The 20,066-nt window shown below is 61.0% G+C and carries 17 protein-coding genes and 1 other RNA gene; 11 read left to right on the forward strand and 7 right to left on the reverse strand.

The genetic code is table 11. The features are described from left to right. Positions 1 to 68 precede the first annotated feature (68 nt). Both J2X43_RS13715 and J2X43_RS13720 read left to right on the forward strand, forming a co-directional pair. Positions 69 to 3,818: an AsmA-like C-terminal region-containing protein gene (locus J2X43_RS13715; RefSeq protein WP_310294676.1), complete on the forward strand. Its 3,750-nt coding sequence runs from the start codon at positions 69 to 71 to the stop codon at positions 3,816 to 3,818. Positions 3,819 to 3,939: 121 nt separating this feature from the next. Then, on the forward strand, positions 3,940 to 4,779 hold the full coding sequence (locus J2X43_RS13720; RefSeq protein WP_112515906.1) for a glycosyl transferase: 840 nt from the start codon (positions 3,940 to 3,942) through the stop codon (positions 4,777 to 4,779). 169 nt (positions 4,780 to 4,948) lie between these two features. Here the strand turns inward: J2X43_RS13720 and J2X43_RS13725 are convergent, their stop codons facing one another. The 4 genes from J2X43_RS13725 to ssrA form a co-directional block, all read right to left on the reverse strand. Beyond that, the gene (locus J2X43_RS13725; protein ID WP_310294678.1) at positions 4,949 to 5,158 is read right to left on the reverse strand and encodes a ribbon-helix-helix domain-containing protein; all 210 of its coding nucleotides are present in this window, start codon (positions 5,156 to 5,158) and stop codon (positions 4,949 to 4,951) included. A 72-nt stretch (positions 5,159 to 5,230) separates the two neighbouring features. After that, positions 5,231 to 5,428, reverse strand: coding sequence for a DUF4169 family protein (locus J2X43_RS13730; RefSeq protein WP_310294680.1), 198 nt, complete (start codon positions 5,426 to 5,428; stop codon positions 5,231 to 5,233). 67 nt (positions 5,429 to 5,495) lie between these two features. Then, positions 5,496 to 6,011 carry an SspB family protein gene (locus tag J2X43_RS13735; protein WP_112387028.1) on the reverse strand — a complete coding sequence of 172 codons (516 nt, stop codon included), beginning with the start codon at positions 6,009 to 6,011 and terminating at the stop codon, positions 5,496 to 5,498. Between the two features lie 129 nt (positions 6,012 to 6,140). Continuing rightward, positions 6,141 to 6,505: a transfer-messenger RNA gene (gene ssrA, locus J2X43_RS13740) on the reverse strand. Positions 6,506 to 6,620: 115 nt separating this feature from the next. Between ssrA and J2X43_RS13745 the strand changes: the two genes are divergently transcribed. The 7 genes from J2X43_RS13745 (at position 6,621) to J2X43_RS13775 (ending at position 13,245) form a co-directional block, all read left to right on the forward strand. Beyond that, on the forward strand, positions 6,621 to 7,415 hold the full coding sequence (locus J2X43_RS13745; RefSeq protein WP_112387455.1) for a thymidylate synthase: 795 nt from the start codon (positions 6,621 to 6,623) through the stop codon (positions 7,413 to 7,415). Positions 7,416 to 7,564: 149 nt separating this feature from the next. Continuing rightward, a complete protein-coding gene (locus J2X43_RS13750; protein WP_310294682.1) occupies positions 7,565 to 8,530 on the forward strand; it encodes a sensor domain-containing diguanylate cyclase in 966 nt (321 codons plus the stop codon). A gap of 58 nt (positions 8,531 to 8,588) precedes the next feature. After that, complete coding sequence (locus J2X43_RS13755; protein ID WP_112515928.1) at positions 8,589 to 9,110, forward strand: dihydrofolate reductase; 522 nt, start codon at positions 8,589 to 8,591, stop codon at positions 9,108 to 9,110. Positions 9,111 to 9,259: 149 nt separating this feature from the next. Then, entirely contained in the window at positions 9,260 to 10,351 is a 1,092-nt protein-coding gene (gene hflK / locus J2X43_RS13760) for an FtsH protease activity modulator HflK (protein ID WP_112387030.1), read from the forward strand. Between the two features lie 3 nt (positions 10,352 to 10,354). Next, positions 10,355 to 11,293, forward strand: coding sequence for a protease modulator HflC (locus tag J2X43_RS13765; RefSeq protein ID WP_310294686.1), 939 nt, complete (start codon positions 10,355 to 10,357; stop codon positions 11,291 to 11,293). A 10-nt stretch (positions 11,294 to 11,303) separates the two neighbouring features. Then, positions 11,304 to 11,489, forward strand: a complete 186-nt coding sequence (locus J2X43_RS13770; protein ID WP_112387032.1) for a DUF2065 domain-containing protein — start codon at positions 11,304 to 11,306, stop codon at positions 11,487 to 11,489. 103 nt (positions 11,490 to 11,592) lie between these two features. Further along, positions 11,593 to 13,245 carry a DegQ family serine endoprotease gene (locus J2X43_RS13775; protein ID WP_112387033.1) on the forward strand — a complete coding sequence of 551 codons (1,653 nt, stop codon included), beginning with the start codon at positions 11,593 to 11,595 and terminating at the stop codon, positions 13,243 to 13,245. A gap of 263 nt (positions 13,246 to 13,508) precedes the next feature. Here the strand turns inward: J2X43_RS13775 and J2X43_RS13780 are convergent, their stop codons facing one another. Beyond that, positions 13,509 to 14,066 carry a GNAT family N-acetyltransferase gene (locus tag J2X43_RS13780; RefSeq protein ID WP_310294689.1) on the reverse strand — a complete coding sequence of 186 codons (558 nt, stop codon included), beginning with the start codon at positions 14,064 to 14,066 and terminating at the stop codon, positions 13,509 to 13,511. After that, the gene (serB, locus tag J2X43_RS13785) at positions 14,063 to 14,953 is read right to left on the reverse strand and encodes a phosphoserine phosphatase SerB (RefSeq protein WP_310294690.1); all 891 of its coding nucleotides are present in this window, start codon (positions 14,951 to 14,953) and stop codon (positions 14,063 to 14,065) included. Before serB ends, J2X43_RS13780 begins: the two co-directional genes overlap by 4 nt. Between serB and miaA the strand changes: the two genes are divergently transcribed. Beyond that, complete coding sequence (miaA, locus tag J2X43_RS13790; protein WP_310294691.1) at positions 14,954 to 15,853, forward strand: tRNA (adenosine(37)-N6)-dimethylallyltransferase MiaA; 900 nt, start codon at positions 14,954 to 14,956, stop codon at positions 15,851 to 15,853. A 4-nt stretch (positions 15,854 to 15,857) separates the two neighbouring features. Here the strand turns inward: miaA and J2X43_RS13795 are convergent, their stop codons facing one another. Continuing rightward, complete coding sequence (locus tag J2X43_RS13795) at positions 15,858 to 17,903, reverse strand: helicase HerA domain-containing protein (protein WP_310294692.1); 2,046 nt, start codon at positions 17,901 to 17,903, stop codon at positions 15,858 to 15,860. Between the two features lie 348 nt (positions 17,904 to 18,251). On the opposite strand from J2X43_RS13795, the gene J2X43_RS13800 reads away from it, so the two are divergent. Next, entirely contained in the window at positions 18,252 to 20,048 is a 1,797-nt protein-coding gene (locus J2X43_RS13800; protein WP_310294693.1) for an acetolactate synthase 3 large subunit, read from the forward strand. The last annotated feature ends 18 nt before the right edge of the window (positions 20,049 to 20,066 follow it).

Genomic DNA, 20,066 nt, shown 5'->3' on the forward strand with positions numbered 1-20,066 from the left:
TTCGGTCTTGCTACCGGCATGAATAACAGTAGTGTCGGCAACAGAATTCCGAATGGAGAATCCTTGATTTGATAGGCCGGTTCCTCGTCTTTCTAGGGGGAGTGATCGTCGTAGTGCTCGTTGTGGCGCTATTCGCACCGCTATTCATAGACTGGACCGATTTCCGCAAGAATTTCGAGGATCAGGCAAGCCGCATCATCGGCAAGAAAGTCACCGTGCATGGCACCGTCGATGCGCGGCTTCTGCCGTTTCCGTCGGTGACGCTGCATGACGTGCGCGTCGGCCAGGAACCCGATGGGCAGCCGATCGTGCAGGTCGAGCAGTTTTCGATGGATGCCGAGCTGGCGCCTTTCCTGTCGGGCGAAGCGCTGATTTTCGACATGCGGGTTGTGAATCCGAAAGTGCGCCTGCGGCTGCAGAAAGACGGAACGCTGGACTGGACGCGCGGCAGCCAGTCTGAGATCCCGGCCAAGACCGTCGTACTCGAAAATGTGCATGTCAGTGGCGGCGATGTGCAGTTCATCGACGATCAGTCCGGCCGTTCACGCCATATTACCGGCCTCAATGCCGAGATGTCGGCGAAATCGCTTGCTGGCCCCTGGCGGATCGATGGTGATGCGACGCTCGATGGTGAGCATGGCAGTTTCGTGATCGCTAGTGGTCAGCCGGATGAGAACGGCGCGCTGAAGGTCCGCACCCGGCTGGTTCCGGATCAGCACCCCGTCAGCGTCGATCTTGATGGTGAGCTGAAGCTCGTCGATCGCAAGCCGAATTATCAGGGCACGATGTCGGCGGCGATCGAGAACCGCGGGCAGGCGAAGAGCGACAAGACCGCGCCGCCGCCTCGCGTCAAGGGTCGCTTCGAGCTGACCAACGAGCGCATCCGCGTGCCTGATTACCGGCTGGAAATTGGTTCGACTGACGATCCCTATGTAATAACAGGCGAAGCGACGCTTGATACCGGCAGCGCGCCGGAATTCCTGCTGATCGCCAATGGCCAGCAGATCGATGTCAACAGGATCGGCAATCAGGGTGCCGGCGGCAAGACGGCGCGCGATCCTGGCCTGTCGGCCCGCCAGCGTCTCAATTCGCTGATCAATATCGTTGCCCAGGTGCCGATCCCGCAGGTGCCCGGCAAGGCGAGTGTGCGGCTACCGGCGATCGTTGCCGGCGATACGACGATCCGCGACGTGCAGCTCGACCTGCAGCCGGCCGGCGACGGCTGGACGATCGACGATGCCGTTGGAACGCTGCCCGGCCGCACGCAGGTGGAAGGCACGGGGCGCCTTGCGTTGCGTGGTCAGCCGTCCTTCAACGGGCACGTGACGGTGGCATCCAACCAGCCGAGCGGGCTTGCATCATGGCTCGCCGGTTCTGTCGATCCGTCGATCCGTCAGCTGCGGCAGGCCGGCTTCTCGGCGGATGTCAGTCTGACGCACCATAGGCAGGCTTTCGACAATCTGGAGATCGCCATTGGTCCGGCAACGCTGAAGGGCAGGCTGGAGCGGCTGGCACCGAAGGACCAGACGCCGTCGCTGAACGTGGCGCTCGGCGGCGACGCGCTCGATCTCGATGCGCTGCGGGCGCTGACCGGGCTGTTCACCGGCCAGGACGCCGGCGACAACGTGCTCGATCACAAGATCACCGCGCAGCTGAAGGCCGACAAGTTTACCGCTTTCGGCGTCGAGGCTGCCAATGTCGAGACCAATTTCACGATTGCCGATGGCGCACTGGCGATCGAAAAGCTGGCGGTGAAGAATTTCGCCGGTGCGGAATTGACTGCCACCGGCCGTGCCGAAGGCTCGCTGCTCGACTACAAGGGCTCCGGCGAGATCACCTTCAAATCGGCTGACCCCGGCCCGTTCTTCACCATGCTGAAGGAGCATCTGCCTGGTCATCCCGTGATGGACCGGCTGGTGCGCAATGCCGCCTGGTACACCAACACGGCGCTGCGCGGAGCGCTGACGCTCGGTGGCGATCAGGGCGACGGGCTGACGCTAACGCTCGCCGGCGTTTCGAATGGCAGCCGGGTCAATCTCGATTACCGGATGTCCGATCTTCTGGCGCTGACAGGCAAGGGGACGACCAGCCTGGAAGGGACGCTTGAAAATGCGACCACGGCCGTGCTCTTCGGCCAGGCCGGGCTCGATCCGCTGCCTGTCGAGGCCGATGCCAACGGCAGGCTGTCGCTCAAGGTTCAAGTTACCGACTCGGATCCCGCCGATGCATCGCTGGCCTTTGCGACCGACCGGACGTCGTTCACCGCCAGCGGCAAGGTCGATGTCCGCCCGGAAAACTTCATGAATGGGCAGATCGGCATATCGCTTGAGAGCGCCGATCTCGACCCGTACCTGATCATGAACGGCATCGCGCTGCCGCAGCTCGGAACCGGCCTGCCGTTCGGGCTGCAGACGACGGCGACCATCGATGGCGGTAAGATTGTCTTTTCCGATCTGAAAGGACACGCCGCCGACAACAAGTTTTCCGGCGGGCTGACCGTTGACCGCAAGGCTGACAAGACCACGGCGACGGGCGACCTGTCGCTCGACCGGGCCGATGCGATCTGGCTTGGCGAGACCGTCTATGGACCGATGACCGATGCTGCGACCGGCAATCTGACGACACAGGGGCTCGGACAGCCGGTGTTCAAGGACACCGACGTCAATCTGAAGTTTTCGGCGAAACAGTTCTGGCCGGGCTGGTCCGGCGCGATCAACGATTTTTCGAGCACCATTGCCTACAAGGGCGACGAGTTGCAGCTGAACGGCATGCAGGGCAACTGGGACAGCGGCAAGCTTTCCGGCAATATGCTCTTCACCAATGCCGACGGAACAGGGTTCTTCCAGACCAAGCTGGCGCTCGCCGATGCCGATCTCGGCGGTGTGATCTGGGCGCGTGACGGAACGCCGGTGGCCAGCGGCAAGTTCGGCCTATCGATGAGCTCGGAAGCCTCAGGCAAGACGATGACGGAGCTTGCGAGTTCGCTGACGGGCTCTGGCGAACTTCGGCTGGGGGACACCAGCGTGCGCGGCCTGAATCTTGCGATCCTTGCGCCGCTGCTGTCGGCCACCGATCCGATGAAGGACCAGCTGAACGCCGGCAAGGTGCATCCGATCGTCGAGACGCTGCTGAACAACGGCGAGGCGAAGCTGCCGCCGCTGGGTATTCCCTTCAACATTACCGACGGCGTGCTGCGCGTGCAGAACGTCACCGTCGCCAATGATCTTGCCAAGGTCACCGGCAATGCGCAGATCGATCTGCCGCAGGAGCGGGTGAACGCCTCGCTCGATATCGGCCTCAACCCCGGCAACGAGGCGCTGTCCGGTGCCGACCCGGCATTGCGGCTCGATTTCTCCGGCCTGCTGGCATCGCCCGGCCGGACGATGGATGTCACCGACATCACCGGTTACCTGTCGCTGCGGGCCTTCGAGCGTGAACGCCGCCGTGTCGAGCGGCTGCAGGCCAACGTACTGGAAAAGCAGCGGCTGCGCCGCGAAGTGGCCCTCTACAAGTTCAACGACGCCGAGCGCGCCAGGGCAGCGGCGATCGAGGCTGAGCGCAAGGCCGAGGAAGACCGCCTGAGAGCGCTTGCGGAGGAGGCTGCCCGGCAGAAGGCGGAAGCCGATGCGAGAGCCAAGGCAGAAGCTGACGCCAAGGCAAAGGCCGAGGCGGATGCTAAAGCCGCTGCAGACGCCGAGGCGGCCGCGGCCGCGGAAGCGCAGCGCCGTGCCGAAGGGCAACTGGTCGATCCAGCACCGCCCGTCAGCGGCAACAAGCTGAATTTCGACACGCTGCCGGGCGTGCCGGTGCAGCAATAATCAGAATGGATCGGGATTGCCGTTCCACGCGGATGCCTAAATTCGCTCTCACCGGTCTTCACAGGATGCTGATAGGTTGATACGCACCGGGGAAACTCGCGCGATGACTTATGGAGCAGGAATGACAGGCGTCTTGGATGGCAGCAATGGCGTGAAGCAGGTCATCTGCATCAGTTGGGGCACGATGTTCGGCCCGGCCTATATCAACCGTCTCTATGCGATGGTTGCGCGCAACATCACGCCGCCCTTTACCTTCACCTGCTTCACGGATAGTCGCGAGGGACTGCATCCCGAGATCCTCTGCGAGGACCTGCCGCCGCTCAACATCCCGAGCCTGCCGGTCAATACGCCCGGGATCTGGAACAAGTCGCGCCTCTGGGGACCGACGCTCGGGAACTTGAAAGGCAGCGTCCTCTTCCTGGATCTCGATCTGGTGATTGTCGGCTCGCTCGATGCCTTCTTCGAAGTCGGAGGCCCAGATGACGTGGTCATGACCCGAAATCAGACAACCCCGTTCGAGAGACTTGGCCAGACGTCGCTTTTCCGGTTTCCTGTCGGCAAGCTGGTTTCTCTGCAGGACAAGTTTTTTGCCAATCCGCAAAAGATCGCCGACGAATATCGTTTCGAGCAGCGGTTCGTTACCAAAAATGTGCCGGGAGGTCCGAAGTTCTTCCCGCGCAGCTGGGTGCTGCATTTCCGGCAGGACTGCCGGTGGCCGACACCGCTCAATTATTTCTTCGGCCCCCGGCTGCCATCTGGAGCCAAAGTGGTGATCTTCCCGCGTGGGCTGCGGCCTGAACACGCGATAGCCGGCCAATATCGGGACGGCGCTGCCGACAATGCGCGCGAGCACCTTTCACGGATCGTCAACAGGACGTCTCGTGGCGGCGAGAGTGTGTTCTCCCACCTCCGGCACTTTATACGCCCTACGCCGTGGGTGAAGAAGCATTGGCGGGAGTAGCTGCTCCTTTTCAGCGATGCCGCTGGCTGGAAGGATGTGCCCTTCGCACAAACGGCCAAGTTTTATGTGGCTGCAGATTGCATAAGATGAACTTGGATGGTTACCGCTAACCTAGCCATCAAGGGGTCGTTGCCGGGCGCCCACGGGTGCGGCAACGACCTCGCCAAATCTACCGCGTCTTCAGCCAGGCCAGGACATGTAGCCGCAATGCCGAGGAGAGGTTGCTCTCGGAATCGCGGCCGTCGTCAATTTCGGAGATCAGGGCGGCAAGCGGTATCGAGCGGGCCGCGGCGATCATTCTCAATTCAGACCAGAATTCATCTTCCAGCGAGAAGCTGGTGCGGTGGCCATGAAGCGTTGCGGAATGCTTGCGGATCATCGTCCGGTTTCGGTGCTTGCTTGAGAGATTGATTCAAGAGACCAGGATAAATGGCTGGCGTGAGACGGCTTTTCAGCGCTCTTCGCCGCCGTCCTTTTCGATCCGGCCCTCGTTATGTGTCTTTTCGGCCTTGTCGTTCAGCGCCTTCGTCAGCTGCTTCTCGGCCTTGGTTCGGCCGAAGCTGATACGGTTCTGCTCGGCCTGCCTGTCCTTTTCGGAACGGGCCTGCGTCTTCTTGAACTGGCGGAGATTGACGATTTCGGCGCTCACGGCGTGCCTCCATCTGCAAAGGAAATGGGCCGGAATGAAAAAAGGGAAGCGATTGCTTCCCTTCGGATTACTGCTTCTTGCGGAATGCGTCGAGCGAGACGACGGAACCGGGCTTCTTCTCCTCGCCGCCTTCGGCAGGGGCTGCAGCCGGGGTTTCCTCGCTCTTTTCGGCCGCAACCGGATAGGCGGTGATCTCGGCTTCCGGCAGTTCCTCGCCATCGGCCAGCGGCACGTCGAATTCCAGCTCGAAATTCACCGAAGGATCGTAGAAGCCGCGGATGGCATTGAACGGGATAACCAGCTTTTCCGGAACGTCGGAGAAAGACAGGCCGATCTCGAACAGCGATTCGGTGATCTTCAGGTCCCAGAACTGGTGCTGGATGACGATGGTCATCTGTTCCGGATATTTGCTCTTCAGGTGCTGCGAAATGCGCACGCCGGGAGCGCCGGTCAGGAAGGTGATAAAAAAGTGATGGTCGCCGGGGAGGCGGCCCGTCGTTCCGACTTCAGACAGAACCTTACGGATGACGCCACGAAGCGCGTCCTGTGCCAGAATGTCGTAGCGGATGTGGTCCTGCCCCATGCTTTTCCTGTCTTTCGTTGGTTCGGGAGTCTTTTCTCAGGGATATATGCCATGTCTGGCCGCCCTGCGAAAGTCTCGCTCCGAGTCATGCTTGATGAGAAGCATACATGATTTCAATAGCAGGGAGAAGGTGAAGGCTTCTGTTGCCAGGTGCCTTCGGACCCCGCCTCAAGGGGCTAACCTAGAGGACTTGGAGCGGAATTCCCGCACCGCCGTTAGGCAGCGAGAGCGTATTCCTTAGCGTTGTTGTCGTTTGCAACTACACTTGTGACCCGATAACGGCGGTATCATGCCGAGCAAAAAGACGATCTTTACACCCTTGTCGATCCTATTTCGCCCCCATCAAAAGCAGTCGCCAACCGGCTGTTTTTGGTGGAGGCGCCGGGTACCGCCCCCGGGTCCAATAGGTTTATTACACCGCTCATTTATCGCCATATCCGGTCCGAAGACCGGCAAGGGTTGATATAGTGTTTTCCTGACAGCATGGGAAGAGGCTTCGTCACAGAACCATCGCAGACGGTGCGGAAATGGCTGGATAATTCAGCGGCGGCGGTTGGTTTCACGTCCGGAAGGGCTTAAATATTGGCGGAAACGGAGTCGCCGGCGGCCATGAAGCAATATCTCGATCTTTTGACCCATGTGATGGACAAGGGCACCGACAGGGGCGACCGGACCGGTACCGGCACGCGCTCCGTCTTCGGATATCAGATGCGCTTCGATCTCGACGACGGCTTTCCTGTCCTGACCACCAAGAAACTGCATCTGCGCTCGATCATCCACGAGCTTCTGTGGTTCCTGAAGGGCGAAACGAATATCCGCTACCTCAAGGAAAACGGCGTCTCGATCTGGGACGAATGGGCCGATGAGAACGGTGACCTCGGGCCTGTCTACGGCGCCCAGTGGCGCTCCTGGCCGGCGCCCGACGGCGGTCATATCGACCAGATCGTCAATCTGGTGAACGGCATCATCAAGAACCCGAATTCGCGCCGCCATATCGTCTCGGCCTGGAACCCGGCCGAGGTGGACAACATGGCGCTACCGCCGTGCCACTGCCTCTTTCAGTTCTATGTCGCCGACGGCAAGCTTTCCTGCCAGCTCTATCAACGCTCCGCGGACGTCTTTCTCGGCGTACCCTTCAACATCGCCTCCTACGCGCTGCTGACGATGATGGTGGCGCAGGTGACCGGGCTGAAATACGGCGAGTTCGTTCACACGCTCGGCGACACTCACATTTATCACAACCATTTCGAGCAGGCCAAGCTGCAGCTGACGCGGGATCCGAAGCCGCTGCCGCGGATGCTGATCAAGCGCGATGTGAAAGATATCTTCGACTTCAGGTTCGAGGACTTTGAACTCGTCGGCTATGACGCCGATGCCAACATCAAGGCCCCGATCGCCGTTTGAGGCTTCGCAACTTCAGGCAAGAACAGGCCGCATCTGCGACGGAAAACGTCACTTTGCAGCAATGTCTGAAAATCGGCGGCATTCCATCAGTAAGATCTTAATAGATCTCGGTTATTTTCGCCCGCTTAGGTGAAGCTCCCGGGGCTTTTATGGACGATACTGACCTCCTTCCTCCAGACGTTCTTTCGTCGATGCTGATGCGCATGTTCGAGTTCGCGCCGATTGCCATGGCAATCACCACCAGCGACACGAGGACGTCGAGCTACGCGAAGGTCAATGATGCCTATCTGAAGTTGACCGGACTGAAGTGGGAAGAGATCAGCGGCAAGAAGCTGACCTCGGATGGGGCTGCGATCGACAACCCGGCACGCGACCGGCGCCACCGCATGCTGGCCGAAGAGGGCGCCTATGTTCTCGAAGAGGTCGATATCCGCCATTCCGACGGCACGATCATCCCGACGTTGATTTCCGCACAGAGAACGATCGTCGACGGTGTCTCCTTCGATGTCGAGGTGATCATGGATGTCTCGGCCCGCGTGCGCCATCAGCGCGAGATCGAACTGGCGCTGCGGGCGTCGGCGCGCACCGATGCGCTTTCAGGGCTCCCGAACCGGGCCTGTTTCGACGAGACGCTTGCCGAGCAGATCGCAGCAGCGCGTGCTGCCGACAAGGCGATGGCGCTCGCTTTCATCGATCTCAACGGTTTCAAGGCGGTCAACGACCGACTCGGACATGGAGCCGGAGACGAGGTGATCCGCACGCTTGCCAGCCGCTTCCGCGACAGTTTCAGGGCCAACGACTTCATCGCCCGCATCGGCGGCGACGAGTTCGTGGTTCTGATCGAGGTCGATCCGGTGCTCATTCATGATGTGCGCCATACGGTCAACGACGCCGCGGAGCGTATCTTCAAGCCGATCGCCATCGACGGCGCTATTACCGAAGTCGGCGCGGCCGTCGGCGTCGCGCTGCTCGAGCCGTCGGATACGCCGGCTTCCTTCGTCAAGCGGGCTGACAACTACATGTATCTCGCCAAGCAGACGGGCGATCGCGTCGCCGTCATCTGGCTCGGCAATCCGCATCCGCAGCAGGTGATAGCCGGGCGGGCGGTCGGCTAGCTTTCCTTTTGAGAAGCGGTTAGGTGTCGCGCTCGGCAATCAGTGCAGAGGGGCGGCTATGTCTGGCATCGTGAAGACAATCGTTGTTGCGGTTTCCGAAAACGGTACCATCGGCCGGGACGGCGATATGCCATGGCGGCTGTCAAGTGATCTGAAGCGCTTCAAGGCGCTGACCTCAGGAAAGCCGTTGGTCATGGGCCGCAAGACCTATGAGTCGATTGGCGGCAAGCCGCTGCCGGGTCGTCCGCATGTGGTGATTTCCAGGCAGGCGCAGATCGACCACCCTGATGTCACCATGGCACACTCACTTGCTGAGGCTGTCACTCTTGCCGAGGGATTGGCGCGCGCCAGCGGTGGCAGCGAGATCATCATCGCCGGTGGCGGCGAGATCTATGCGCAGTCGATGGCGATTGCCGATCGCCTGTGCATCACGCATGTCGAGACCGAGGTCGAGGGCGACACGTCCTTTCCTGCGATCGATGCGTCATTGTGGAAGCCGGTCGAGACACTCGACGTGCCCGCCGGCGAAAAGGACAACTATCCGACGCGTTACGTCGTCTATGAGCGCCGTAACGGCTGATAACGAATTATTTTCCAAGAAAGAACACCAAGTCCTGCATGTCGCGTTGAAAGCAGGGGCGGCGATACCTATAACGGTCACAATCGCTTACCGTCTGCCGCCCCCGCGGGCATTATGCGATCGGGAGTTCAACGAACAAAGAGGTTTTGATGCCCTGGAGCAATCAGAATGGCGGCGGCGGCCCATGGGGCGGCGGCGGCGGTAACAACAATAATCAGGGACCATGGGGGCAGGGCCCGAACCGTCCAAAAGGCGGTGGTGGGGGCAAGGGCGGTCCGCCCGATCTCGAAGACATCATCCGCCGCGGGCAGGATCAGCTCGGCAAGATCGTACCTGGCGGCTTTAACGGCGGTGTGGCACTGATCGTTGTCGCGATCCTTGTGGCGTTCTGGATTTTCCAGTGCATCTACATCGTCCAGCCGGATGAGCGTGGCGTGGAACTGCGTTTCGGCCAGCCGAAGCAGGAAGTTTCGATGCCGGGCCTGCATTTCCATTTCTGGCCGCTTGAAACGGTCGAAACGGTCAAGGTCACCGTGCAGCAGCAGAATATCGGGGCGACATCCTCTGCATCCTCGAGCGGCCTGATGCTCTCGGGTGACCGCAGTGTCATTAACGTGCAGTTCGCCGTGTTCTTCACGGTCAGCGATCCGAAGGCCTATCTCTTCAACGTCGAGAACCCGGCAGAGACGCTGCAGCAGGTTTCCGACAGTGCGATGCGCGAAATCGTCGGACGCCGTCCGGCGCAGGACGCATTCCGCAGCAACCGTCAGCCGATCGAGACCGATGTTCTCAATATCGTGCAGGGAACGATGGACCGCTACAAGGCGGGTATCACCGTCACCGGCGTGACCATCCAGAACGTTGCTCCGCCGCGTGAAGTCTCCGATGCCTTCGAAGAAGTGCAGCGTGCAGGCCGCGACCGCGACAGCACGATCGAAGAGGCAAACCGCTACACCAACCAGCGGCTCGGTCAGGCGCGAGGCGAGGCGGCTCAGATCCGCGAAGATGCCGCCGCCTACAAGGACCGCGTCGTCAAGGAAGCCGAAGGTGAAGCGCAGCGCTTTACTTCGATCAACGACGAATATGCGAAGGCCCCTGACGTGACGCGCAAGCGTCTGTTCCTGGAAACCATGGAACAGGTGCTGAAGAATTCGAAGAAGGTCATCATCGACGAGAAGCAGGGGGTCGTACCCTACCTGCCGCTCAACGAAATCGGCAAACCGGCACAGCAGGGAGGTTGAGCCATGACATCCAATAAACTTCCCGCGGTGCTGATCGCGCTCGCGGTCATCCTCTTCATCGTCTATTCGTCGGTCTTCGTGGTCAATGCACGGGAGCAGGCGATCGTCGTCCGCTTCGGTCAGATCCAGTCGGTCAAGACCGAGCCGGGCCTCTATTTCAAGCTGCCGTTCGCCTTCATGGATGCGGACCGCGTCCAGTATGTCGAGAAGCAGGCCCTTCGCCTCGACCTCGATAACATCCGCGTACAGGTGCAGGACGGCCAGACCTTCGATGTCGACGCCTTCGTCATCTACAACATCGCCGATGTCCGCCGCTTCCGCGAAACGGTTTCGGGTGACCGCGAAGCTGCCGAAGCACGCCTTCGCGCCCAGCTCGATTCGTCGCTACGCCGCGTCTACGGTCTGCGTGACTATAATGCCGCTCTTTCCGAAGAGCGCGTTGCGATGATGCTGGAGATCCGTGACGATCTCCGGATCGATGCCGAAAACCTCGGACTCAACATCGACGACGTCCGCATCCGCCGTACCGATCTTTCGCCGGAGGTTGCGCCGAACACCTACAACGCCATGCGCTCCGAGCGTCTGGCGGAAGCCGAGCGTATCCGCGCATCGGGTAACGAAGAAGGCCAGCGCCGCCGCGCCGTCGCCGACCGTCAGGTTGTCGAGATCACTGCGGAAGCGCAGCGTGATTCCGAAATCCTGCGCGGTCAGGGCGATGCGGAGCGCAACCGGATCTTCGCCGAATCCTTCGGCAAGGATCCGTCGTTCTTCGAGTTCTATCGCTCGATGTCGGCCTATTCCTCGGCGCTGTCGTCGCAGGACACGACGCTGGTTCTGTCGCCGAACTCGGAGTTCTTCCGTTACTTCGACAGCTCGACCGGCGTGCCGTCCGTACCGCCGGCTGCTCCGGCTCCGGCAACACCTGCCGCACCGGCAAACTGACAATAGAAGAATGCAGGATTTCCTGACGGGACTTGCATTCTTTCTCATCATCGAGGGGCTGGTCTATGCACTGGCCCCTCGTTTTCTTGTGCGCATGTCGAAGCTTCTGCCATCGATCCCCGAGCAGCAGATTCGTGCCTTCGGACTGGCCGCTGTTGGCCTTGGCGTGGCCTTGGTCTGGCTTCTGAGACGCTAAGTTGAGATTGCGCGGGATTTCGCGAAAAGGTGATTTCACGCTCCATCATTCCGCCCTATGTTGGTGGTCAGACTGCCGCTTTGACCCGACATGAGGAAGCTTGATGGCCCCCACGACACGCCCGACCTTCAGACGATCGCTCGCTCTCCTGGCCGGCGCTGCCCTTCTTGCCAATATCGGTCTTGCCGGCTCCGCTACAGCCCAGGGAACGCCGCCGGTGAATGGCCCGGCTTCCGTCGCCGATCTTGCTGAAGGCCTTCTCGACGCCGTCGTGAACATTTCGACATCGCAGAACGTGAAGGACGACGAAGGGGCGGGCCCGGCGCCGCGTGCGCCCGATGGCTCGCCGTTTCAGGAATTCTTCAACGACTTCTTCAACAAGCAGCAGGGCGGCAAGGGCGGCGGCAACCACAATGTCAGCTCGCTCGGCTCCGGCTTCGTCATCGATCCGGCCGGCTATATCGTCACCAACAATCACGTCATCGAAGGCGCCGACGACATCGAAATCAACTTCGCCAACGGCACGAAGCTGAAGGCCAAGCTGATCGGTACGGATACCAAGACCGATCTTTCCGTCTTGAAGGTCGAGCCGAAGGCGCCGCTCAAATTCGTCAAGTTCGGCGATTCCAGCGGCATGCGCATCGGCGACTGGGTGATGGCGATCGGCAATCCGTTCGGCTTCGGCGGCTCCGTCACCGTCGGTATCATTTCCGGCCGCGGCCGCAACATCAATGCCGGTCCCTATGACAACTTCATCCAGACGGATGCGGCGATCAACAAGGGCAATTCCGGTGGTCCGCTGTTCAACATGAAGGGCGAAGTCATCGGCATCAACACGGCGATCATTTCGCCAAGCGGCGGCTCGATCGGCATCGGCTTCTCGGTGCCGTCGGAGCTCGCTTCGGGTGTCGTGGCGCAGCTGCGCGAATATGGCGAGACGCGGCGCGGCTGGCTCGGCGTTCGCATCCAGCCGGTGACCGATGATGTCGCCGACAGCCTCGGCCTCGATGCCGCCAAGGGCGCGCTTGTCGCAGGCGTCATCAAGGGCGGACCGGTCGATAACGGCTCGATCAAGGCTGGAGACGTGATCCTCAAATTCGACGGCAAGGCGGTCAACGAGATGCGCGATCTGCCGCGTGTCGTTGCCGAAAGCCCTGTCGGCAAGGAAGTCGATGTCCTGGTGCTCCGCGACGGCAAGGAGCAGACCGTCAAAGTGACGCTCGGGCGTCTGGAGGATAGCGATCAGGCTGCTGCGGCGAGCGGCGATAGCGGCGGCTCTTCGGATGGCGGCGTGATCAACCCCGATCCCGGCGAGAACGACGATATGGACGAGCCGGATAGCGGTCAGGCTCAACCGTCGCCCGACAACAAGGGCACGGAGAACAAGGCACCGGATGCCAAGGGAAATCAGGGCCAGGCGGACCAGCAGGGTCAGGTGGCGCCGGATGCGGCATTGCCGAAGAACGTGCTCGGCCTGTCGCTGTCGCAGCTCAACCCCGATATCCGCAAGACCTTCAACATCGCCGAGAGCGTCGATGGCGTCGTTGTGACCGAAGTGACGCCCGGATCGGCTGCTGCAGAAAAGGGCCTGAAGCCCGGCGACGTGATCGTCGAGGTCGCCCAGGAATTTATGAAGTCGCCGGATGCCGTTGCCGCCAAGGTTCAGTCCCTGAAGCAGGAAGGCCGCCGCAACGCCCAGATGATGATCGCCGCCGCCAACGGCGACCTGCGCTTCATCGCTGTGCCGATGGAGTAGGCTTAGCGTGCCTCGGGCGCGCCTTCGTCGCGAGACGCCATTGCTCTTCGCTGATCTCGGGAATGTCGCTGGTATCGACCTCCGCTTCCGAAAGTTGCGCGAGCTTTTGTAGCTCGCGAGCTTCCTGCTCTGTCAACGAACGATTGCTTAAGGCGCGTTTTCTCACAAGCAGATGCGCCGTGCGCGATCGGGAAATTCAAGATGTCTGATTACCGCTGAGATTTGCTCAGGCGGCAACCTTCAATTTTGGCAAAAAAGGTCGCTTAGCCGCGCTCGGGCGCGCTGATGGCATAAAGGACATGGCGCACGAATTGTGGCGCTGTGTCCGGGACCTTCGGGTGATTGAAATCGCGCTCGGGGCGGTGAGTCATGCCGATGCGCTGCATTACGGCGCGGGAGCGGCGGTTTTGCGGGACGGTGAAGGCGACGATTTCCTTGAGACCGTGGTTTTCGAAGCCGTGTTTGAGCAGTGCCGTTGCGGCCTCGCTCACATAGCCCGCGCCCCAATGGCGCTTTGCCAGCCGCCAGCCGATTTCGACGGTACCGTCGGGGATCGCCGGCTCATGCGAGGTCCGCACGATGCCGCAGAAACCGAGCGTTTCGCCGGTGGCCGTCAGTTCCAGAGCGTAAAAGCCGAGGCCGGTTTCGGCGATCATTCTTTGAGCATAGTCGAAAAATTCGTCCGATTCCGCGCGGTTACGCCGCTTCGGAAAGAATTCCATGACGTCAGGATCGGAATTGATCTCGTGGAAGAGGTCTCGATCCTCCTCACGCCAGTTGCGGATGATCAAGCGCTCTGTCGCAAGGATGGTCCCGGTCATGGCGTTACGAAGTCCGTTTTGCGATATCCCTGGATGTAGAGCAGGGCGGTGAGGTCACTGTGGTTGATGCGCATCTTCGCCTCGGCGGCAACGGCCGGCTTGGCGTGCAAGGCAACGCCCGAGCCTGCGAGATGGATCATACCGAGATCGTTGGCGCCGTCTCCGACCGCCATCGACTCTTCGGGCGAAATGCCGAGCTTTTCGGCGATGTCGTTCAGCGCATCGACCTTCGCCTGCTTGCCGAGAATCGGTTCGGCGACGAAGCCTGACAGGGTGCCGTTCTCTTCGAGCAGCAGGTTGGCGCGGTTCTCGTCGAAGCCGAGGGTGGCGGCGATACGGCTGGTGAAGACGGTGAAGCCGCCGGAGACCAGAGCGGTGTAGAAGCCCTTGGCCTTCATCGTGGCGATCAGTTCCATGCCGCCCGGCGTCAGCGTGATGCGCTTGGCGATGACATCATCCACGACGGAGATCGGCAGGCCCTTCAGCAGCGCCACACGCTCGCGCAGTGCCGGTTCGAAGGCGATCTCGCCGTTCATGGCGCGGGCGGTGATGGACGCGACCTTGTCCTTGAGGCCGACTTCGGCGGCGAGCTCGTCGATGCATTCCTGGCCGATCATCGTCGAATCCATATCGGCGATCAGCAGCTTTTTACGGCGCGTCTCGGCCTCCTGCACCACGACATCCACAGGCTCATTGCCAATGACGGCGCGGATCGCGGCCTCCGCCTCTGCTGCATTCGAGCCGTCGCGAAGGGCAATATCGCAGGCAATTCCGTCTGCCAGCCAGTAGAGACCGGCGGCGTTGACGCTGTCATGTGCCTTCTCGGCAAGCGCCGGTGACAGAACGGGGTTTGACGGATTGGCAACAAGCGTGGCAACGAGAGCCATATGGAAAACCTTCTGAGCACAACGAGTGCGATCCTGATAACCGGGCCGACCGCCAGCGGCAAGTCCGCGCTTGCCGTGAAGCTGGCAAAGCAGCATGGCGGCGTCGTGATCAATGCCGACAGCATGCAGGTCTATGACACGCTGCGGGTACTGACCGCGCGCCCTTCCGGCGAGGATATGGAGGGGGTGCCGCATCATCTCTACGGGCATGTGCCGGCGGGCGCGGCATATTCGACCGGTGCCTGGCTGCGCGACGTCACGGCGCTGCTTCCCGAGCTGCAGAGCAGGGGGCAATTGCCAGTCTTCGTCGGCGGTACGGGGCTCTATTTCAAGGCGCTGACTGGTGGTCTGTCCGACATGCCCGAAATTCCCGATGCGATCCGGGCGCGGCTCAGGCGGCAGTTGACCGAGGAGGGGCCAGCAGCACTCTACGCGGCCTTGCAATCCAGGGATCCACCGATGGCCGAGAGCCTCAATCCGGTCGATGGCCAGAGGATTGTCCGGGCGCTCGAAATGCTTGAGGCGACGGGACGGTCGATATCTGAGTTCCAGGGAAAGGCCGGACCAGTCATCGTCGATCCTGATGCCGCAGAGAAGATCGTCGTGCTGCCGGATCGTGCGATCCTGCATGAGCGCATCAACGGCCGTTTCGAAAAGATGCTGGAGCAGGGTGCCGAAGACGAGGTGAGGGCGCTGCTGGCGCTGGCGCTTCCCGCCGACATGCCCGTCATGAAGGCGATCGGCGTTTCACAGATCGCCGCGATGTTCGAAGGCCAGATGACCCGCGCCGAGGTGATCGAAAAGGGCTCGGCTGCGACGCGCCAATATGCGAAGCGGCAGATGACGTGGTTTCGCAACCAGATGGACGAGAGCTGGACGCGGCTTTCGCAGACCGCGTAAGCAATCAGTCTTTTTTGTAGAGGCTGCTTAGCGGCTTCTTGAGAATGCTTTCGCGCAGTGGCGATGTTCCTGGCTCCCGGCGGATCGACGGGGCCGGTTCCTGGTTGCCGAATACGCGGGGCTGGCTGGCCTCTTCCCGGCGTATCTCGCGCCGCAGCGCTTCAAGGCGGCTGTCGATCGATCCGGCGGCTGTGGGCTGCTGATCCTGAGATGCGTAAGCTCGGGGCAGCATATCCGGCCGGTACGGATCGGACGGCGACATCGGGGGGGCTGCGACTGGCTGCGGATAGGGCTGCCCTTCCGGCGGCTCCTCGTCGTCGAATAGCATGTCGCTCTGCATCGCAGCGCTGAAGCTATTCTGAAACGACGAGATGTCAGGCCCTGCAGCGCCGCTGACGGCACGCATGCGGCTGACGATCTTGCGCAGATCGACTGTATCCGGATCGTCGTCCGAATGTTTGGCCGTGGCGCCATTGGCTTTCGGCAGCAGGTGTTCCGGCACCCGCGAGAAGCGCATGCGCATCGGAACGCTGATCGCCTCGCCAAAGGCGATGGCCTCGCCATTGCCGATCGAGGAGATGAAGCTTGTCGTCGAGATCGACGAGTTGGGGATCGCGGAGCGAATGATTTCCTGGTCGCGGTCGTTAGCAAGACGCATGGCAAACAGCGTCGAGCACTGCGACAGGATCGTCTGGTCGAGTTCGCCGGGGCGCTGGGTGATGATGCCGAGCGACACGCCGTATTTGCGGCCTTCCTTGGCGATACGGGCGATCGCCTGGCGAGTCGGCACGAAGCCGAGCGTCGGGTCTGCCGGGATGTAGCGGTGCGCCTCTTCGCAGACGACGAGCATGTGGATCGCGCCTTCGCTCCAGAGGCCGACTTCGAAGGCCATGCGGCAGAGCACCGAGGCGACCGAATTTACGACCTCGGAGGGAATGCCGGAAAGCTGGAAGGTGCAGATCGGGCGGCCTTCGCCCGGAATGCGGAAGATCTGTGCCACGGTCTCTGTGATCGTGTCGGAGATCGTGTTGTTGGAGAACATGAAGTGATAGCGCGGGTCGTTGATCGCCGCGATAATGCGCATCTTCAAGGATCGCAGGAACGGCTTTTCAGCGCGGCCTTCCAGGCGGCCGATGCGTTCGTCGATCAGCGCCAGCAGATCGGCCATTCGGTAGGGAACCGGCGTATCGGCGGTGATCGAGCTCTTTTCCGTCGTGCGGCGCACCAGCGAGCTGTCGCTGCCGCGGAAGGCGCGCTTGGCGTCCGGCATGATGTCGCGCAGCATGTCCAGCTCTTCGGGGACCGGCGGACGGCCGCGGAAGACCACTTCGGCGAATTCCTCCAGCCGCATCAGCCAGAAGGGCAGGTCGAGCGTATCGGTGTCGATGACCACGGAATGTTTGGGGAAGGCGGCTGCGAACTCGTTGTGCGGGTCGAGGATCAGCACGCGCAGCTTCGGATCGGCTTCTATCGCCTTGTTGAGCAACAGCGAAACGGCGGTCGACTTGCCGACGCCTGTCGAGCCGACGACGGCGAAATGCTTCGACAGCATCGAGGGCACGTGGATCGCCGCGTCGATGCTTTCGTCCTGGGTCAGATTGCCGATGACAGCAGTGGTACCTACGCCTGCATCGTAGATCCGCATCAGGTCGGCCGAGCGTATGCGGTGTGCCACGGCGCCAAGATAGGGGTAGCGCGAGATGCCGGTGGAAAACTCCTCGCGTCCGTCTTCTTCGACGCGCACTTCGCCCAGCAGCTCGGCCTCGATGCTGAAGCCGTTATCCTCGCCTTCACCCCACATGTGAGAGCCGGTATTCATCTGGTAGACGAGGGCGACGACGCGATTGCGTCCGACGCTGATCGAAATCAACCGTCCGACGGACCAGAGTTCGGTGAGATCAGTCCCGCCGGCTTCGGCGACGGCGGCGATTGTTGTGCGGGATCCGCTGCACGCGACGACACGGCCGAGAAAACGGTTTCCCCGTTTCCCCATATCGCGGCGGTCATGCTCGCCGGCTTTACCTGACGTCTGCAAGTCGTTGTTGCGCAACGGCCTACTCCCTGCGTTAGCGGACAAAGATATGATTTATCTTTTAACAAATGGTTCCGGCCCTTAATTCTGGAGGGTGAGAACCTGTAGGAGAGGCTTTCCCACCAAGGCGGTTTTTTATTTCGGCTGGCGTTGACGCTACGAAATTTTCTGTCTATCAATTGCGCCCATGAAAATAGCAGCAATTCTTATTGTGGTGGGAAAGCGCATGGGCAGGATGGTGTAACCATCCGGCGGTAGCCACCCATGCGCTAGATGACAGGCTCCCTCAGGGGCCTTTTTTTATGCCTGAAATTCAGGCTTGCCGACCACAAACTTCAATCCCAGCAGTCAAAACGGAACAGAAAAATGACGGGCACGGACAACCAGACGGCAGACAGCAATCGGATGACGGGAGCGGAGATCGTACTCCGGGCGCTGAAGGACAACGGCGTCGAGCATATCTTCGGATATCCGGGTGGCGCCGTGCTTCCGATCTATGACGAGATCTTCCAGCAGGACGAGATCAAGCACATCCTGGTGCGCCACGAGCAGGGCGCCGGCCACGCGGCCGAAGGCTATGCCCGTTCCACCGGCAAGGTCGGCGTCATGCTGGTCACCTCGGGTCCCGGTGCGACGAACGCTGTTACGCCGCTGCAGGACGCGCTGATGGATTCGGTTCCTCTCGTTTGCCTCAGCGGTCAGGTTCCGACCTCGCTGATCGGCTCCGACGCTTTCCAGGAAGCTGATACCGTCGGCATCACCCGGCCGTGCACAAAGCACAACTGGCTGGTCAAGGACGTCAACCAGCTGGCGGCGATCATTCATGAAGCCTTCCGCATCGCGCAGTCCGGCCGCCCTGGTCCGGTTCTGGTCGATATTCCGAAAGACATCCAGTTTGCGACCGGCACCTACACGCCGCCATCCGCGCATATCATTCAGAAGAGCTATCAGCCGAAGCTCGAAGGCGATCTGAACCAGATCCACGCCGCTATCGAGCTGATGGCGACGGCGCGCCGTCCGATCATCTATAGCGGTGGTGGCGTCATCAATTCCGGTCCGGAAGCATCGAAGCTGCTGCGCGAGCTGGTCGAACTCACCGATTTCCCGATCACCTCGACGCTGATGGGCCTCGGCGCCTATCCGGCATCTGGCAAGAACTGGCTGAAGATGCTCGGCATGCATGGCTCCTACGAAGCCAACATGGCGATGCATGATTGCGACGTCATGGTCTGCATCGGCGCGCGTTTCGACGACCGCATCACCGGCCGCCTCAACGCCTTCTCGCCGAACTCTAAGAGGATCCATATCGACATCGATCCGTCGTCGATCAACAAGAACGTCCGCGCCGATATCCCTGTTCGTGGCGACGTCGGCAGCATCCTCGAGGATATGGTTCGCCTGTGGCGGGCGCTGCCGAACAAGCCGGCAAAGAGCCAGACGGCGGACTGGTGGGCTGACATCAATCGCTGGCGCGCACGCAACTCTTTCGCTTACACCAAGAGCAACGACGTGATCATGCCGCAATATGCGCTGGAGAGGCTCTACGAGCTGACCAAGGATCGCGACACCTACATCACCACCGAAGTCGGTCAGCACCAGATGTGGGCAGCGCAGTTCTACGGTTTCGAAAAGCCGAACCGCTGGATGACCTCAGGCGGCCTGGGCACGATGGGCTACGGGCTGCCGGCAGCACTCGGCGTTCAGATCGCCCATCCGGAGAGCCTGGTTATCGACATTGCCGGCGATGCCTCGATCCAGATGTGCATTCAGGAAATGTCGGCGGCGATCCAGTATGAAGCGCCGATCAAGATCTTCATCATGAACAACCAGTATATGGGTATGGTCCGCCAGTGGCAGCAGCTGTTGCATGGCAACCGCCTGTCCAACTCCTACACCGAAGCGATGCCTGATTTCGTCAAGCTGGCGGAAGCCTACGGCGCCGTTGGCCTGCGTTGCGAGAAGCCCAGCGAGCTCGATGCGACGATCCAGGAAATGATCGACGTCAAGAAGCCTGTCATCTTCGATTGCCGCGTTGCCAATCTCGCCAACTGCTTCCCGATGATCCCGTCGGGCAAGGCTCACAACGAGATGCTGCTGCCGGACGAAGCGACAGACGAAGCCGTCGCCAATGCCATCGATGCCAAGGGCCGTGCGCTCGTTTGATCTGAAGTAGAGGAAGAA

The sequence above is a fragment of the Rhizobium sp. BE258 genome, assembly GCF_031457345.1.
Taxonomy (GTDB): domain Bacteria; phylum Pseudomonadota; class Alphaproteobacteria; order Rhizobiales; family Rhizobiaceae; genus Rhizobium.

Excerpts from the sequence above, each read along its gene's own strand:
- J2X43_RS13720 (WP_112515906.1), top strand. The coding sequence starts at position 3,940 with ATGACAGGCGTCTTGGATGGCAGCAATGGCGTGAAGCAGGTCATCTGC.
- J2X43_RS13725 (WP_310294678.1), bottom strand. The coding sequence starts at position 5,158 with ATGATCCGCAAGCATTCCGCAACGCTTCATGGCCACCGCACCAGCTTC.
- J2X43_RS13735 (WP_112387028.1), bottom strand. The coding sequence starts at position 6,011 with ATGGGGCAGGACCACATCCGCTACGACATTCTGGCACAGGACGCGCTT.
- J2X43_RS13745 (WP_112387455.1), top strand. The coding sequence starts at position 6,621 with ATGAAGCAATATCTCGATCTTTTGACCCATGTGATGGACAAGGGCACC.
- J2X43_RS13750 (WP_310294682.1), top strand. The coding sequence starts at position 7,565 with ATGGACGATACTGACCTCCTTCCTCCAGACGTTCTTTCGTCGATGCTG.
- J2X43_RS13755 (WP_112515928.1), top strand. The coding sequence starts at position 8,589 with ATGTCTGGCATCGTGAAGACAATCGTTGTTGCGGTTTCCGAAAACGGT.
- hflK (WP_112387030.1), top strand. The coding sequence starts at position 9,260 with ATGCCCTGGAGCAATCAGAATGGCGGCGGCGGCCCATGGGGCGGCGGC.
- J2X43_RS13765 (WP_310294686.1), top strand. The coding sequence starts at position 10,355 with ATGACATCCAATAAACTTCCCGCGGTGCTGATCGCGCTCGCGGTCATC.
- J2X43_RS13770 (WP_112387032.1), top strand. The coding sequence starts at position 11,304 with ATGCAGGATTTCCTGACGGGACTTGCATTCTTTCTCATCATCGAGGGG.
- J2X43_RS13775 (WP_112387033.1), top strand. The coding sequence starts at position 11,593 with ATGGCCCCCACGACACGCCCGACCTTCAGACGATCGCTCGCTCTCCTG.
- J2X43_RS13780 (WP_310294689.1), bottom strand. The coding sequence starts at position 14,066 with ATGACCGGGACCATCCTTGCGACAGAGCGCTTGATCATCCGCAACTGG.
- serB (WP_310294690.1), bottom strand. The coding sequence starts at position 14,953 with ATGGCTCTCGTTGCCACGCTTGTTGCCAATCCGTCAAACCCCGTTCTG.
- miaA (WP_310294691.1), top strand. The coding sequence starts at position 14,954 with ATGGAAAACCTTCTGAGCACAACGAGTGCGATCCTGATAACCGGGCCG.
- J2X43_RS13800 (WP_310294693.1), top strand. The coding sequence starts at position 18,252 with ATGACGGGCACGGACAACCAGACGGCAGACAGCAATCGGATGACGGGA.